The 15,002-nt window shown below is 45.0% G+C and carries 12 protein-coding genes; 10 read left to right on the top strand and 2 right to left on the bottom strand.

What is annotated here, in order from left to right; genetic code table 11:
* Positions 1-5: 5 nt before the first annotated feature.
* From ACFO4O_RS01945 to ACFO4O_RS01935, 3 genes are all read left to right on the top strand, one after another.
* Positions 6-3,173 (top strand): efflux RND transporter permease subunit, encoded by a 3,168-nt coding sequence (locus ACFO4O_RS01945; protein ID WP_382405611.1) that lies wholly within the window; start codon positions 6-8, stop codon positions 3,171-3,173.
* 287 nt (positions 3,174-3,460) lie between these two features.
* Positions 3,461-4,594 (top strand): chemotaxis-specific protein-glutamate methyltransferase CheB, encoded by a 1,134-nt coding sequence (cheB, locus tag ACFO4O_RS01940; RefSeq protein ID WP_382405610.1) that lies wholly within the window; start codon positions 3,461-3,463, stop codon positions 4,592-4,594.
* Between the two features lie 79 nt (positions 4,595-4,673).
* Positions 4,674-5,900 carry a threonine/serine exporter family protein gene (locus tag ACFO4O_RS01935; RefSeq protein ID WP_382405608.1) on the top strand — a complete coding sequence of 409 codons (1,227 nt, stop codon included), beginning with the start codon at positions 4,674-4,676 and terminating at the stop codon, positions 5,898-5,900.
* Between the two features lie 54 nt (positions 5,901-5,954).
* Here ACFO4O_RS01935 and ACFO4O_RS01930 read toward each other — a convergent pair whose 3' ends face one another.
* Complete coding sequence (locus ACFO4O_RS01930) at positions 5,955-6,914, bottom strand: GGDEF domain-containing protein (RefSeq protein WP_382405607.1); 960 nt, start codon at positions 6,912-6,914, stop codon at positions 5,955-5,957.
* A gap of 604 nt (positions 6,915-7,518) precedes the next feature.
* On the bottom strand, positions 7,519-7,674 hold the full coding sequence (locus tag ACFO4O_RS01925) for a hypothetical protein (RefSeq protein WP_382405606.1): 156 nt from the start codon (positions 7,672-7,674) through the stop codon (positions 7,519-7,521).
* A gap of 794 nt (positions 7,675-8,468) precedes the next feature.
* On the opposite strand from ACFO4O_RS01925, the gene ACFO4O_RS01920 reads away from it, so the two are divergent.
* The 7 genes from ACFO4O_RS01920 to ACFO4O_RS01890 all read left to right on the top strand — a co-directional run bounded on the left by ACFO4O_RS01920 (position 8,469) and on the right by ACFO4O_RS01890 (position 14,990).
* The gene (locus tag ACFO4O_RS01920) at positions 8,469-11,258 is read left to right on the top strand and encodes a monovalent cation/H+ antiporter subunit A (protein ID WP_382405604.1); all 2,790 of its coding nucleotides are present in this window, start codon (positions 8,469-8,471) and stop codon (positions 11,256-11,258) included.
* Entirely contained in the window at positions 11,258-11,623 is a 366-nt protein-coding gene (locus ACFO4O_RS01915; RefSeq protein WP_382405602.1) for a Na+/H+ antiporter subunit C, read from the top strand. The genes ACFO4O_RS01920 and ACFO4O_RS01915 overlap by 1 nt, the downstream gene beginning before the upstream one ends.
* Positions 11,620-13,146 carry a monovalent cation/H+ antiporter subunit D gene (locus ACFO4O_RS01910; RefSeq protein WP_382405600.1) on the top strand — a complete coding sequence of 509 codons (1,527 nt, stop codon included), beginning with the start codon at positions 11,620-11,622 and terminating at the stop codon, positions 13,144-13,146. The genes ACFO4O_RS01915 and ACFO4O_RS01910 overlap by 4 nt, the downstream gene beginning before the upstream one ends.
* Positions 13,143-13,643: a Na+/H+ antiporter subunit E gene (locus ACFO4O_RS01905; protein WP_382405599.1), complete on the top strand. Its 501-nt coding sequence runs from the start codon at positions 13,143-13,145 to the stop codon at positions 13,641-13,643. The genes ACFO4O_RS01910 and ACFO4O_RS01905 overlap by 4 nt, the downstream gene beginning before the upstream one ends.
* Entirely contained in the window at positions 13,637-13,906 is a 270-nt protein-coding gene (locus ACFO4O_RS01900) for a K+/H+ antiporter subunit F (RefSeq protein WP_382405598.1), read from the top strand. The genes ACFO4O_RS01905 and ACFO4O_RS01900 overlap by 7 nt, the downstream gene beginning before the upstream one ends.
* 9 nt (positions 13,907-13,915) lie before the next feature.
* Positions 13,916-14,314, top strand: a complete 399-nt coding sequence (locus tag ACFO4O_RS01895) for a Na+/H+ antiporter subunit G (RefSeq protein WP_382405597.1) — start codon at positions 13,916-13,918, stop codon at positions 14,312-14,314.
* 178 nt (positions 14,315-14,492) lie between these two features.
* On the top strand, positions 14,493-14,990 hold the full coding sequence (locus tag ACFO4O_RS01890) for a hypothetical protein (RefSeq protein WP_382405596.1): 498 nt from the start codon (positions 14,493-14,495) through the stop codon (positions 14,988-14,990).
* The last annotated feature ends 12 nt before the right edge of the window (positions 14,991-15,002 follow it).

The raw sequence follows: 15,002 nt of genomic DNA, 5'->3' as shown, positions 1-15,002 counted from the left end.
GATACATGGACACTCAACAGCCTTCAAAATCTTCTTCTGAATCGCAAGCGATGCCAAGCGGGCTTATTGCCTACTTTGCGCAAAACCCAGTGGCCGCCAACCTGTTGATGGCATTTATCATCATCATGGGACTCATTAGTTATTTTACTATTCAAAAGCAGATGTTCCCGAACATCGAAATTAATTACATTACTGCAAACGTCTCCTACCCTGGCGCGTCTCCCAAGGAAATTGAAGAAAACATTGTTATAAAGATTGAAGAAGCGATTTCGGATGTAACAGAAATTAAAAAGTCGGTAGGACGCTCTTGGCGCGGCGGCGGTCGAGTCACTATGGAAATTCACACCAGTGAACACCTGCCAGACGTATTAGACAAAATCAAAGCCAAAGTTGACGGCATAGCCACCTTCCCGGCAGCAATGGAGCCCATTAATATTTCGCAAATAGAATGGCGCCAAGAAGTGATAGAAATGTCGGTAGTTGGCGACCTTCCACTTACCGAGCTAAAACCCATTGCAATGCAGGTAGAAGACGAGCTTCTGCAGTTAGCTAACGTGCAAATTGCCAACGCCGGTGCTCCAGATGCAGAGATAAGCATCGAAATAAAACCTGAGATGCTGCGCAAGTACAATCTAACCATTAACGATATCACGCAAGCGATTCGTCGCTATTCGGCTAACTTTTCGGCTGGGCAAATCCGCTCCGATAGCGGCATGATTGCTGTGCGAGTTGAAAATCAGTTTTACAAAGGCGAGGAGTTTCGCGACATTCCGGTCAAGATTGGTGCTGGCGGTGCACAGGTTCTGTTAAAAGACGTTGCGCTTATACAAGATGAATTTACCGAGGGTGAGCGTTACTTCAAATACAATGGCAATAACGCAATCTACGTAAGCGTAAGCGCTACGAGCGAACAAAACATGCTGCCTGTGGCCGATTCAGTCAAAGCCTATATTGAAGAAAAAAATAAGTCGATGCCCGATGGCGTGACCCTCGAACTGCTAGTTGATATGACCTACTACCTTAACGGTCGACTCGATATGATGCTGGGCAACATGACCCAGGGCGCTATTTTAGTGTTTTTGATGCTTGCCGTATTTTTGCGCATTAAGCTCGCATTTTGGGTCATGATTGGTTTGCCGGTTTGCTTTTTAGGCGCAATGATGATGATGCCGTTTTTGGGCATTACCATTAATATTCTATCGCTTTTTGCTTTCATTATGGTGCTAGGGATTGTGGTAGACGATGCCATCGTAATTGGCGAGAGCGCCTACACTGAAATTGAGGCAAAAGGCGGCGGCGTGCGCAATGTGATTATAGGCGCTAAACGCGTAGCGACACCCGCAACCTTTGGGGTGCTAACAACCATAGCCGTGTTCGCTCCGTTTGTATTTACGTCGGGTCCCATGGGCGACTTTTTTATCAACATTGCTGGCGTTGCCATTTTATGTTTGATTTTCTCGTTGATTGAGTCAAAGCTCATTTTACCGGCCCACATCGCCCACTCGACATTTAAGCCTTTAAAAGAAAACGGCTGGCGTGAGAGATTTAATTCCGCCTACTTTGGCTTTATTCAAGGTCCATATAAACGTTTTATTACCGCGTGCACCGGTCAGCGCTGGATAGTGCTGGGTACCTTTATTGCGCTTTTAATTATCAGCTTTGGCCTTATTCAAGCGAACTATGTGCGCATGATACCCGAGCCTAAAGTGCCGCATGACTTCCCAAGTATAAATATTGAGATGAGCGAAACCGTTGCCGACGAGGTGACGATTGAAGCGCTGAAAACAGTTGAGCGCGTGGTATTAGAAGTCGATAAGCAAATCATTGAAGAATACGGTAGCCCGATGGTCCGCGACATTCTAGTGTGGAATAATGGCAGAACAGAAGGCCGCCTAATGGCACCTTTGGTAGATGAAGATGATCGTCATTTTGATACCTTTGAGCTTGCTCGCAGATGGCGTGAGGCCATGCCAGAGATTGCCGGCATGAAATCGTTTACTATCCAAGACGATGTCAATGGCGGCGGTGATGACGGAGAGTTTGGCTACATGTTGTTTGGCTCTGACATTGCCACCTTAAACGCCGCTGGGCGCATGATGATTGATCGCCTGCAAAGTGAAAAAGGCATTTTCGATGTGAGCTCAACCATCGACCCTGACAGCAAAGAAGTACAGATGGAATTAAAACCTGTTGCTTACGATTTAGGTCTCGATTTGACCACCATTGCGGCGCAAGTGGGCGCCAGTTTTTACGGTGGCGAAGCGCAGCGTATATTGCGTGACGGTGAAGAGGTGCGCGTGATGGTGCGTTATCCAAAGCTCACTCGCGAACGCTTTGCCGATTTAAAATATGCGGTCATTAGCACCCCTACTGGTCAAGAAGTCATGTTAGGTGATGTCGTTAACTTATATGAAGCACCAGGAATAAGTTACATTCGCCGCGAAGGAGGTTACCGCAGTGTGTACATTTGGGGCTCAATTGACGAGCAGGTCATTGAACCAAACGAAGTGGTTGAGAACATTAAAGATAATATTCTGCCCGCGTTGAAAGAGGCTTTCCCTTCAGTGAAAACTGAACTAGGTGGACAAATTGAAGAACAACAGGCACAGCAATCTGAGCAGATGATGTTTTTTGCCGCAGGCATGATCATGGTTTATATATTGTTAGCTGTTCCGCTTAAAAGTTATGCGCAACCGCTTATTATAATGTCGGTGATCCCCTTTAGTTTTACCGGCGCAATATGGGGGCACTTCTTCTTTGGCATGGACATCAGCATGTTCTCAAGCTTTGGTCTTATTGCGGCAGCCGGCGTGGTGATAAACGATTCACTGGTTATGACAGATTTTGTGAATCAAAGAAGAGCACAAGGCTTTAGCATTAGAGATGCGGTTATAGATGCCGGTTGCTCTCGCTTTAGAGCCATTACGCTGACCTCAATCACAACCTTTGCTGGCGTGCTGCCTATTATGTTTGAAACGAGTCTGCAGGCGGGGTTTGTTATCCCGATGGCAGTCTCACTAGGATTCGCCGTGATGTATGCAACCCTTGTTACCTTAATTTTGGTTCCATGTTTATACTTAATATTGTCGGATATTGGCTGGTTTTTCCGCATGATAGGCAAATTTATTGCAGGTTTGTTTACACGCAGAAATAAAGCCATGGGCAGTGCTTAAGGGGCTTACCTTAAGGCTTTTGAAAAATGCATTCTTGCCATTGTGACTCGCAGGAGTGCTAATTTAAAAACCCTGGCAGACAAAGCAAAAATGGCGCTTACTCTAGCGATAGAATAGGCGCCTTTTTTATTGCGTTTTTATCATATTCTGTACGTTTCATTCTTCGCTACTGAGTCCTCTTACATTTATGTGTATTTATCTATGTATACAATTATAAAGCGATTTAACTCATAGTTTGGCGCATTCAACCGATTACTTACATATAGGCAAATAAATACAAGGACATCATGCTCAACAAGCCCAAAATAAAAGCATTAGTGGTAGACGACTCTTCGCTGATGCGAAGTCATATCTGCGCCGCCTTGGTAGAGCATGGGATCATTACAGATACTGCAGCTAACGGCGTTGAATGCTTAGAAAAAATAGCCCGGTTTCAACCCGATGTGATTACGCTAGATATTAATATGCCGGTGATGGACGGACTTGAGTGCCTAGCGCAAATTATGAAGACTCACCCCCTGCCCGTGGTGATGGTGTCGTCGTTAACACAAAAAAATGCATCTGAAACGCTAAAAGCCCTTGATTTAGGCGCCGTTGATTACGTTGCTAAGCCCCACGGCTCTGTATCGCTTACCTTAAATCGCACTAAATATATGCTAGTGAGTAAAGTCGTTAACGCCAGTAAAATCGATGTACGGCGTTTAAAAAAGCTGTCCACCAAAAGCAAGCAGCCAAGCGCTGTAGCCGCTGCAAAAATACAAACTACAAGTACTATCAAGCAGAACTTAGCATCTTCGCAGGTCAGTTCTATGGCCAAAAGTACTTTGCAGGGAGGCGCTTCGTCGGCAAAAGCATCTATTGAGTTGATTGTGGTTGGTGTGTCTACGGGTGGGCCTGGTAGCCTACAAGAAATTATTCCTAAACTGCCAGCTAATTACCCCTACCCCATCGTCATCGCTCAACATATGCCCTCGCGCTTCACCAAAGTGTTTGCTGCAAGGCTTAACAAACTGTCTCAACTTAAAGTTGAAGAGCTAAGCACCGATACGCGTCTACAGCCCGGTCACGCCTATGTTGCTCAAGGCGATGCAAATGTTCAGGTATATCGAAAATCAGGGTATTTATACGGACGCCCTAACGCTGACGAATCACATCATATATGGAAGCCGAGCATTACCTTGTTAGTTGAGTCGGCAATAAAGAGCATTCAGCCAACGGGCGTTTGTTATGTGCAGCTCACCGGCATGGGCAATGACGGAGCCGAATCAATGGCTAAAGCGCATACAGCAGGTGCCACTACCATTGCTGAGTCGGAAGAAACCTGCGTTGTCTACGGTATGCCTAAGGCTTTAGTCAAATTAAACGGCGCCAGTAAAATCCTTGCAAATTATGATATCGCTCAGGCCTTGATGTCTCTATAATCGCGCACTTATTCATCAAGATGTATTATCGCGTAACATCTATCGCCACATTATCGGCGTTGTAATTTTTAGGGCAACTGTGGAAAAGCAAGAATTTATTCAAATACGCAAGTTCATCGTAAAGCTTGGCAAAATGTTGCATAAGTACGGTACACCTGCATTTAGACTCGAAGCGCACTTATCTGAGGTTGCGACATATCTTGGTGTAAACGCTGGCTTTATATCAACGCCCACGTCGCTGACCTTTGTCATTTGGAGCGACAAGCATGAAGACGAATACAATCATGCTGCTCGCGTGCAGCCCGGCGATATTGACCTCGGGTCACTCTCACGTACCGATGAGCTCGTTAACCGCTTGCTTACGGGCTCCTTAAGCCTTGAAGAGGCCGATAAAGAGCTGTCTCGAATAGATGCGCTACCCGGCTTTTATCATCCTATTGTGGAGTTTTTTGCCTACGGCATTTCAACCGGCTCGTTTGCGCTAGTAATGGGCTCTAGTTTTGATGATGCCGTTGCTGCGGGATGCATTGGTCTGGTGATGCATCTTATTTACTTTTGGTCAACCAAGAGTAAGCGGGTATCGCTTATGCTGGAACCCGCCGTTGCCTTGGTTGCCGGTATATGTGCATGCGCAATCAGCAGCTTGTTTGACCCCGACATCAACATTAGGCTTGTTGTCTTATCATCTATTATTATCTTCATACCCGGCCTGGCCTTAACAATTGGATTAGCAGAACTCTCTTCCCGTAATTTAGTGTCTGGTACAGCTCGGGTGATGGACGCCTTGATGCAACTTTTCAAACTCTATTTTGGCGCATTTCTAGGTATTGCAATTGGTTTTTGGTTATTTAGTGAGGTAGCCCTAGTCCCCACCGAAGCTGCGCCTAAATGGGCGGTATGGATAGCCGTTCTTACCTTGTGTTCAGCCTTGGTCGTAATTTTTAAATTGCGCATAAAACATGCCCCTTGGGCCATCATGTGCGGCTTCATTGGTTACTTTGGCACATACTGGGCATCGAAATATTTAGAGTTTGGCTTAGGCACTTTTGTGGGCGCTTTCGCAGTAGGCGTGTTTGCCAATTTGTTTACAAGGCTTGCTAATGCGCCCGCCACCATTGTTTTAATGCAAGGTTTAATTGTACTGGTGCCAGGGTCTAAAACTTATATCAGCTTGAACTCCTTTGTATCGGGACAAGACTTTATGAAGACCGACCATATTGGTCAGGAAACCTTCGTGATATTTATGTCGCTGGTGGCAGGTTTAATTTTTGCTAATGTGATCATGCCTACTAAAAAGGCGCTGTAAAGCGAAAGTGCGCAGACTGTTCTTAAGACGTAATATACTTAAGACGTAAAATAGTTAAGACGTAGAATAGTCGTTGCTGGTAATAAAGCGATTGCGCCCTGCATCTTTAGCTCTGTATAAAGCCTCGTCGGCACGCTGCATCCAGTCGTATGAGCTCTCTTTTGGATCGTATTGAGCGATACCGGCGGAAGTGGTAATTTTCAATTCGTCTAAATGCCACTTCGTCCTTTCGACTTGAGCCCCCAATTTTTTTGCTAGGGCTTTTGCAGCAAATAAGTCTGTATTTTCAAGCACCAAGACAAACTCTTCTCCGCCTAAACGGTAAAAACTATCTACATCTCGAATATTGCTTGTCATCACCTCAGCAAATCGCTGCAAAACTAAATCGCCACAGCCGTGACCATGGGTATCGTTGATGCGCTTAAAGTAGTCTAAATCAAAAAAGACTAAAGAACATGTTTGCTGAGGGTATCGTCTTATCTTACGGGTAATTTCTAATAATTTTTCTTCTAAGCGGCGTCTATTGCCAACGCCGGTAAGTGCGTCAGTGGTGGCTAGGTGTTCTAAAAATATGGCTTGTTTGTGCATACGCTTTGAAAATGCGAAGGAAAAAAGAAACGTTGCCCCAGCGGAAATTGTAAAGGTTAGCAAATATAAAAAGTCGACCTGCGTCCATATCATGCCAATAACCAACAGCAAAAAGACGGAAGTGAGCCATGCAGCTCGCTTGGGCGATAATAAAAAGAAGGTTGTAGTTAGCGCTGGATATACCCAGTGTACATTTTCAGCACCCTTCAGGAAGATTGTGGTGCTCATCGCTAAAATTGTTAACACCGCAATTGTGCCTCTTGCGACCTTAGCGTTCTTGGTGATGAGTAAATGAATAAAAACAAATGAGGTACCCAAAACGATACCTAAATTCATCGCAGCAATCGCCCAATCTTGCTGCATCATGCGCAAAATTGCGAAAGGTAAAATGCCGAGCGTGATGCCGCCACTAATCACTAACAGCACTGCATTGTCTGGACTTCTATTAATTAGTGATAGCTGTTTAATCTTAACTCACCCTATGTATGGTAATTTTTGCTATATCCTAAAGTGCTGAACACCTTTTAAATCAGCGTTTTTATTATGGACATTACTAATAAAAAACTACATGGCGAGTTACATAAATCTAACAACCTGAGTTTTAAAAATGAAATCAAGAGCAAGCAAGGGTGTTGCTATGAGATGTCATTAATAGGGCTTTATTATTATCATCGGTCGCCTATGTATTAGGGTCTGTTGACCTTTGCTGTATGATTTTGCGGCAGTTTGTACGCTATTTAGGCAAAGAATCGTTATGAAGTGTAGTCATCTACATAAAATAACGTCGATGCAGCATAAATAATGTACATGGAGTGAGCAAAATTCATACAGCATAGGTCAACCGACTCTGTTAAGTTTACTCTTTGCTGAGCAAAAGCGAAAGGTTAAAAGCTGTGCAATTTTATGTACTTTGATATCAAAAAACATACCTAATTAAGCATATTTACAGTAGATATGATTAGGTATTGAACAAGTAAAGCGCACCGAGATGCGCTCTATTTGTTTATGCAAGTTTGTGTTTATGCACACATTAACGCAGGTGGATTGGCTCGGGCACTGGCTCGGCATAACCTTTATACTCAAAACTTGGGGTCTCGATAAAGACATGCGTCAACAGTATTTCTGGTTTAAAGAAAGTTCGGCCACCGCTTACCTGTTCAGTTTGAGAAAGTTTTAATTCATCCATGATGTTCTCCAATAAAAATCGTTTTAATAGTACGGCTATGTTCCCATCAAGTGTTGTCTAACAAAACTTTGTATTAACCAGCAGGAGACTTCGTTTGAAAAGGCTGTGAGCCCATCCATGGGCACTCGACAAAATCATCCATGATTTTGACGCTTTCAAACGAAGTTTCCTGTTAGTCAAATTATCCACAAAGCTAAATTGTTATTTATTAGTGCTGAACTTTTGGTGTTAAACAACACTTGATGAAAACATAGCCAATTAGCATCTCGCCTGCACGCTTAATAATCTATAGGCGTTTTGTGAGAGCCAGGTCATATTATCGAAGACGCACCCGCGATATAACTGTTCTTCGGTAGAGAACTTGTTAAATCATGCAATGAATAAGATTGATCAATTATTTAAAGCAAAAGTAAAAGCAAGATTAGCTTTGACTCTACCTTGCAAAGAGGGATTAAAATTTGCCGACGAAACCCTCTAGACGTGATGCTTCGCCCAAAAAAGATCACAACATTGAATGTAGAAAAAACTGAGTCTTTTCGACGAGATTTACTACGGCGTGAATAAATGAACTAGACTATAATTTTGTCAACTTGATCAAAAACTTGGCTTAAGTCTATGCTTTTTAGGTTTTTGTACGATAACTAGTAATAGCGAAGAAAAAACCTGTTAAAGTAGCGTTAAGTTGCGGCAAAAATTGAAATAAATACTGGACTTTACCTCGCGATTTTCATTAAGGTCTAGGTCACCGCAAAGTGCTTGAAAAGCGTAAAAAAAGAATTGGAGCACAGTAAAACATGAGCTTATTTTGGATTACAGCAATCTTACTGATTGGTGTGTTAGTTCCAGTGATGACCGAACGTTTCGGACGCACTGCGAACACTCTATGTACTATGCTGGCCCCCGCCGTCGCACTCATTTACATCATAACGCTTGTCCCTAGCGTATTGGCTGGGGGTACGGTCACCGAATATTTAGAATGGATCCCGTCTATCGGGCTCACGCTGTCCATGCGCTTAGACGGTCTGTCGCTCATGTTTTCTTTGCTCATATTGGGCATTGGCCTGCTTATTATTCTATACGCTCGCTACTATCTATCTGAAAAAGAAGCCGTAGGACGATTCTTCGCGTATTTGATTCTGTTTATGACAGCGATGCTGTCGATTGTGCTATCAAACAACGTACTGCAAATGTGGATGGCGTGGGAAGTCACCAGCATCAGCTCCTTTTTATTGATTAGCTTTTGGTCGAGCAAATCGGAGTCGCGCAAAGGCGCGCGCATGGCCCTGACCGTTACTGGCGCTGGTGGTTTAGCACTGTTAGCCGGATTGTTGCTGGTAGCAGATATGGTTGGCAGTTACGAACTTAGCACCATTTTAGCGAGTGGCGACTTAATAAGGGAGCACGCGCTTTATCCGGTAGCCTTGATTTTAATTTTACTCGGCGCATTCACCAAATCAGCACAGTTTCCTTTCCATTTTTGGTTACCTCACGCAATGGCGGCACCCACTCCTGTAAGTGCTTATCTGCATTCAGCCACCATGGTTAAAGCAGGTATTTTCTTACTGGCCCGCATGTACCCTGTGCTTTCAGGTACTGAAATGTGGTTCTTAATTGTCAGTATGACAGGCTTAATCACCCTGCTGATTGGTGCGTACATAGCCTTGTTTAAACACGACCTTAAAGGCTTACTGGCTTACTCCACCATTAGTCACCTTGGTTTAATAACCTTGCTCCTGGGGCTCGATACCAAGCTTGCAGCCGTTGCAGCGCTGTTCCATATAATGAATCATGCTGTATTCAAAGCGTCGTTATTTATGGCCGCTGGTATCATCGACCATGAATCAGGCTCCAGAGACATGCGCAAACTCAATGGCCTGTGGCGCTTTATGCCCTACACAGCCACCCTCGCGATGGTCGCCGCAGCGTCTATGGCTGGCGTCCCATTGTTCAATGGCTTTTTATCAAAAGAAATGTTTTTAGCGGAAACATTGCATTCTTCCGCGCTTGGATTTTTATCGTGGATGATCCCGGTGCTCGCCACGCTGGCCGGCATTTTTGCAGTAGCCTATTCCATGCGGTTTATTCACGATGTGTTCTTCAATGGAGACCCTATAGATTTGCCCAAAACGCCTCATGAGCCACCTCGTTACATGAAGGTGCCCATCGAAATTTTAGTAGCCCTGTGTTTACTCGTGGGTATTTTTCCGAATGTGATGGTTGGCGATTTGCTCGCCAGCGCCTCATCGTCAGTGCTGATGACCGAACTCCCTTACTATAGCCTGTCTATTTGGCATGGTTTTAATCTGCCTCTATTGATGAGCGCAATCGCCATTGGTGGCGGATTAATTGTCTATGCGTATCGAAGTCATTTGTATCGCTTTCAAGCGCAGTTTAGAGAGCCAGACGAAAAACTCATTTTTGAGGGTGCAATTCAAGCACTAGTGGCAAGCGCAGGCAAGGTTCATGAGTACTTTAGCAATGGTTCTTTACAGCGCTATGTCGCCGTGCTTTTAATTTTCACTATTGTTATAACTGCCCTGCCCTTGTTAAATCTGCATACGGCGGCACTGCACTTACCGAATCAGGCGATAAGCGGTGTTGAGATTACCGCAGCCGTTATTTTGTGCTTAAGCGCACTTGCTACCATGATTTATCATCGTAAGCGGATGATAGCGCTGATATCTATTTCAGTGGTAGGTTTGATAGTGTCAGTGGCTTTTGCGCGTTTTTCAGCACCCGACCTAGCGCTAACGCAACTGGCTGTTGAAGTTGTCACAGTTATTTTGTTGATGCTGGCCTTGTTCTTTTTGCCACAAAAAACGGCGCCTGAATCGGCTCCCTCTCGCGTGGTAAGAGACTTGGGGATTGCCGCGGCAGTGGGCGGAATAGTCGCCACGATTAACTACGCATTTATCACGCAGCCCCTCAATAGCATTTCAGATTTTTACTTGGCCAATAGTAAAACTGGCGGGGGCGGTACAAACGCCGTTAACGTTATTTTGGTTGATTTCAGGGGCTTTGATACCCTTGGCGAAATTTTGGTTCTAGGTATTGCTGCGTTAGGTATCTTTAAACTCCTTGCTCGGGTTCGCCTGTCGATGCCATCGGCAAATGAAAACGGATTGGCTTGGTCGCAAGACCGCCACCCGCCAATTTTGGGCATGATTTCTCAGAGCTTACTGCCCTTGGCCCTATTAGTATCTTTTTATATCTTTTTACGCGGCCACAACATGCCTGGCGGTGGATTTATTGCAGGCTTGATTACCTCTGTGGCACTTATCCAACAATATATCGCGCATGGTGTTGATTGGGTAAAACCACGCATCAAGGTTGACTATCAAACTTTGATTGCGCTGGGCGTGCTTATTGCAACCCTCACCGGCATTGGCAGTTGGTTCTTTGACCGGCCGTTTATGACAACATGGTTTGATTATTTTGACATTCCGTTTATTGGCGAAATTGAACTTGCTAGCGCCTTAATATTTGATTTAGGCGTGTATCTAACCGTAGTAGGTGCAACCTTACTCATTTTGGCGAATCTGGGTAAGCTTACTTCAGTTCACCGCCCGACTCCGGAGGAATAATGGAAACGGTATACGTAATTTGTGTAGGTGTTTTGACCTTTTGCGGCGTGTTTTTGTGTTTACGTGGACGCACGTTCTCAATAGTTGTGGGCTTAACTATGCTCTCATACGCCGTGAATTTGTTCTTGTTTTCGTCGGGCAGACTCAGTCTTGATGGCGCTGCTATACTCGGCATGGCAGATACTTATGCCGATCCTCTGCCGCAAGCACTGACGCTTACCGCCATCGTGATTGGCTTTGCAATGATAGCGTTCGTAGTTATTTTGGCTATTCGTGCCCGAGCAGACCTAGGCAATGATTTAGTAGACGGCAGAGATCCACCCGATACTAGTAAGCGCGTAAAACCTAAAGGTGGCAAAGCATGATTGTTCACTTAGCCATACTTCCTATTTTAATTCCGATGTTGGGCGGGTTAATGATGCTTTTGCCGCCTTTCGCTGGACCAGACCGATTTCAGCGTCGACGAGCAGCAGCTTTAATATTAACGCTCTTGCAGCTTGTTTGTTCGGCAGCGCTTATAGCGAGCGTATTACAAAACGGCGCCTTAATGTACGCGGTGGGCGACTGGCAACCCCCGTACGGCATTATTTTGTATGTTGACCAACTCGCCGCAATGCTGATTGCACTCACAAGCTTTTTGGGCGTATGCGTAACCATGTATTCCTTTGCAGGCGCAGACCGAGGCGGAAAGTATTTTCATCCGCTGATTCAGTTTCAGCTTTTGGGCATCTATGGCGCGTTTTTAACGAACGACTTGTTTAACCTGTTTGTGTTTTTTGAAGTGTTGCTCATTGCATCATACGCCCTGCTTATTCATGGCGGCGGCAAACAAAAAACAGCTGCAAGCGTGCACTACGTCATTTTAAACCTCATTGGCTCAAGCATATTCTTATTTGCGCTAGGCACGCTTTATGGCATCACCGGCACCTTAAATATTGGCGATATGGCGCTTCGAATCCCTGAACTATCAGCCGGCGATAAGCTCATTGCACAAGCCGGTGGCTCGCTGATGCTAATTGTGTTTGGTCTTAAATCGGCCATGCTCCCACTGCACTTTTGGTTACCGCAAACCTACGCTGCTGCCACCGCACCAGTGGCAGCGCTCTTTGCCATAATGACCAAAGTCGGCGTTTACTGCATTTTCCGTGTTTACACGGTGATATATGGCGAGAGCGCAGGCGATCTCGCAGGCATGATTGAGCCATGGATATGGCCACTTGCGATTTTATCGATTGTTGCCGGCACCATTGGCGCACTTGCCAGCCCCAATCTTCGCGCACTAGCAGGCAACTTAGTTATTGTATCGGTAGGCACATTGCTTATTGCATTTGCGATAAGAACACCCGAGGCAAGCGCCGCAGGCTTCTATTACTTGATTCACAGTACTTTAGTGAGTGCCGCGCTGTTTTTAATTGCCGATATGATTGGTGAGCAACGCGGTAAAGCCCTCGACTACTTTGTTATTGCGCGTAAAATTAAGCAACAAACCTTAATGGGCATTTTGTTTATTGTTGTGGCCATGGCAATTGCCGGCCTGCCCCCGTTTTCTGGATTTTTAGGCAAGCTTGTTATATTGCAATCGGCGGCTGCTGGCGACCACAGATTGTGGGTATGGTCGTTGATATTGTTATCGAGCTTAATGACGATTATCGCGCTATCGCGAGCGGGTACTACCTTGTTTTGGCGCTCGCCGCCAGGGCAAGATAACGACGATACAAAAAACGTGTCTAAGTGGCAGCTCTCTGGTGCCTTACTGCTCCTGATTGCCTCGCCAATGCTCGCTTTGTTTGGCGCAAGCATCCTCAATTACACAAACCAAGCTGCCGAGCAGATGCACAATATCGACTATTTGATCAACATATTGCAGTTAAAAGAGGGCGCAAAATGAGCATGATCACTCGCTTATTCCCTATGCCAATGCATAGCTTGTTGCTGTTAATTGTATGGCTGATGCTTAATACCACTATGAGCTTAGGGCACATTATTCTCGGCTCAGTCCTCGCCATTGTCATACCGATTATTTGCGCGCCACTTCGCAAACCGCATGCAAAGTTTAAAAAGCCGCTAAAGCTTATTACCTACACCTTAATCGTGTTGAAAGATATTGTGGTGGCCAATATTGAAGTCGCTGTTTTGGTGGTTGGCCCAATGAAGCGAATAAAACCAGGCTTTGTTGCCGTACCGCTTGATTTAACAGACGTACTGCCTATTACGATTTTAGCCAGCACGGTAACCATGACACCGGGCACTGTTAGCACAGAAGTATCGAGCGATTATAAATGGTTATACGTGCACGTGCTCAACATGCCAGACGATGAGCAAGAGGTGATTGACTTAATTAAACAGCGCTACGAGTCGCGTGTTAAGGAGATTTTCGGATGTTAGACACGACGGTAACGATTGTTGCAGCCATGATTTGTATAGCCTTGGTATTGAATTTATGGCGACTGCTCATAGGCCCTCATGTGGTAGACCGCATTTTAGCGCTCGACACGATGTATATAAATAGCATTGCGCTCATCTTGATATATGGCATTCACAGTGAGACTCCCTTGTACTTTGAGGCGGCGCTGCTCATTGCCATGCTTGGTTTTGTTAGTAGTGTAGCGTTTGGCAAGTATTTGCTGCGCGGCGACATTATAGAATAGGAGCACGACATGAGTTTTTCCGTTGAATTGGCTATATCTGCGCTCCTATTAATAGGCGGTGTGTTTGTATTGGTAGGCTCTATCGGGCTGCTGCGTTTACAAGACCTCTATGTGCGTTTACACGCACCGACTAAAGCCACCACTCTTGGTCTTGGCGGTATCCTTCTTGGCTCTATGGTGTACATGTACTTTAATCGAGGACACTTCAGTGTAAATGAGCTACTCATTACCCTGTTTTTAGTCATTACCGCGCCGGTAACGGCACATGTCTTGGCAAAGGTAGCTATTCATCATCGAGTTAAAGTCATGGAGCGCACCCGTAACCAACATTTAATTGAAACCGCGCGCATACAAATGCCGCCTGCGGCAGAGGGTGACAGCGATACCAGTCAAAATAAAAATCGATGAGCTTGTATGCAGTTCAGCGCAGGTGTTTGCCGTGTGCCAATACCCTACCAACAACGTGTATACATGCTCTACTTATGCGCTGGGTTCTGTTACACTTCGCGCCGCAAATTTTTTCTTAATTTGATTCATAGTTTTTGTTCTTGTTTTTTACTGATGTTGTTTAGTATTTAGGTTTTCGATGGCAATACCCTTAACACCCAAGTTAGAAAAGTACTTTAATCGTTTATCGATAAAGAGTCGTTTTTTCAACAAGTTGCTTAGTTTCTTTTTTATGCCCTTTGTTCACAAGAGCGGCCTTAAACTAAACTTTGTTGAAGATGACTATTACGCAATTTTACCCAAACGGCGCATGAACCAAAATTGGTACGGTACCATGGCGGGCGGTGCAATTTTGGGCAACTCTGAACTCGCCGCGGGCTCTTACCTGTTTATGTTAAGCAAAGGAGAGTATCGCATGGTATGCACCTCGCTTAATTATCGATTTTTGCTGCCGAGTCTCGACGCGATTATGTATAAAGCTTTTGTGGATGTAGACGAGCTTCGTAAAAAAATCCAAGCCGGCGGTAAGTTCAATATAGACATGACCATTAAAGTGTTCAGAACCAACAAAGAAAAAGCAACGCGGCGCATAGGCGCTGGCACGATTAGTTTTCATATGTGGCCAATAGGCAACTAAGTTGACATACCA

Source organism: Glaciecola siphonariae, assembly GCF_042652645.1.
Taxonomy (GTDB): domain Bacteria; phylum Pseudomonadota; class Gammaproteobacteria; order Enterobacterales; family Alteromonadaceae; genus Glaciecola; species Glaciecola siphonariae.
Note: the sequence above shows the minus strand (reverse complement) of the source record. Positions and strands in the feature narration are given on the sequence as shown.

Bases quoted from the DNA above. Each gene is read 5' to 3' on its own strand.
- cheB (WP_382405610.1), top strand. From the start codon at position 3,461: ATGCTCAACAAGCCCAAAATAAAAGCATTAGTGGTAGACGACTCTTCG.
- ACFO4O_RS01900 (WP_382405598.1), top strand. From the start codon at position 13,637: ATGTTAGACACGACGGTAACGATTGTTGCAGCCATGATTTGTATAGCC.
- ACFO4O_RS01920 (WP_382405604.1), top strand. From the start codon at position 8,469: ATGAGCTTATTTTGGATTACAGCAATCTTACTGATTGGTGTGTTAGTT.
- ACFO4O_RS01905 (WP_382405599.1), top strand. From the start codon at position 13,143: ATGAGCATGATCACTCGCTTATTCCCTATGCCAATGCATAGCTTGTTG.
- ACFO4O_RS01945 (WP_382405611.1), top strand. From the start codon at position 6: ATGGACACTCAACAGCCTTCAAAATCTTCTTCTGAATCGCAAGCGATG.
- ACFO4O_RS01910 (WP_382405600.1), top strand. From the start codon at position 11,620: ATGATTGTTCACTTAGCCATACTTCCTATTTTAATTCCGATGTTGGGC.
- ACFO4O_RS01895 (WP_382405597.1), top strand. From the start codon at position 13,916: ATGAGTTTTTCCGTTGAATTGGCTATATCTGCGCTCCTATTAATAGGC.
- ACFO4O_RS01915 (WP_382405602.1), top strand. From the start codon at position 11,258: ATGGAAACGGTATACGTAATTTGTGTAGGTGTTTTGACCTTTTGCGGC.
- ACFO4O_RS01890 (WP_382405596.1), top strand. From the start codon at position 14,493: ATGGCAATACCCTTAACACCCAAGTTAGAAAAGTACTTTAATCGTTTA.
- ACFO4O_RS01925 (WP_382405606.1), bottom strand. From the start codon at position 7,674: ATGGATGAATTAAAACTTTCTCAAACTGAACAGGTAAGCGGTGGCCGA.